Here is a 687-nt window from a genome sequence, read left to right as displayed (position 1 = left end):
GGGTGATGGGTGGCTGGTCGTTGCTTGAGAACTACACAGTGGACGCGAGCATCTGTGGCCAAGTTTTTAAGGGCGCACGGTGGATGCCTTGGCACCAGGAACCGATGAAGGACGTGGGAGGCCACGATAGTCCCCGGGGAGCCGTCAACCAGGCTTTGATCCGGGGGTTTCCGAATGGGGAAACCCGGCAGTCGTCATGGGCTGTCACCCATGCCTGAACACATAGGGCATGTGGAGGGAACGAGGGGAAGTGAAACATCTCAGTACCCTCAGGAAGAGAAAACAACCGTGATTCCGGGAGTAGTGGCGAGCGAAACCGGATGAGGCCAAACCGTATGCGTGTGAGACCCGGCAGGGGTTGCGCATGTGGGGTTGTGGGATCTCTCTTTCACAGTCTGCCGGCTGTGAGGCGAGTCAGAAACCGTTGGTGTAGTCGAAGGACATGCGAAAGGTCCGGCGTAGAGGGTAAGACCCCCGTAGACGAAACATCAGCGGCTTGCTTGAGAGACACCCAAGTAGCACGGGGCCCGAGAAATCCCGTGTGAATCTGGCGGGACCACCCGCTAAGCCTAAATATTCCCTGGTGACCGATAGCGGATAGTACCGTGAGGGAATGGTGAAAAGTACCGCGGGAGCGGAGTGAAATAGTACCTGAAACCGTGTGCCTACAAGCCGTGGGAGCGTCGG

The 687-nt window shown here is 57.9% G+C and carries 1 rRNA gene; it reads left to right on the top strand.

Annotated features, from left to right (window positions below):
* Positions 1–56: 56 nt before the first annotated feature.
* Positions 57–687, top strand: a 23S ribosomal RNA gene (locus ESG85_RS02525); the annotation flags it as partial.

Origin of the sequence: Streptomyces roseicoloratus (genome assembly GCF_004117935.1) — a bacterium.
In the GTDB taxonomy this organism is placed as follows: domain Bacteria; phylum Actinomycetota; class Actinomycetes; order Streptomycetales; family Streptomycetaceae; genus Streptomyces; species Streptomyces roseicoloratus.
The sequence above is the reverse complement of the archived record's forward strand: the minus strand, read 5'-3'. Positions and strand labels throughout refer to the sequence as shown.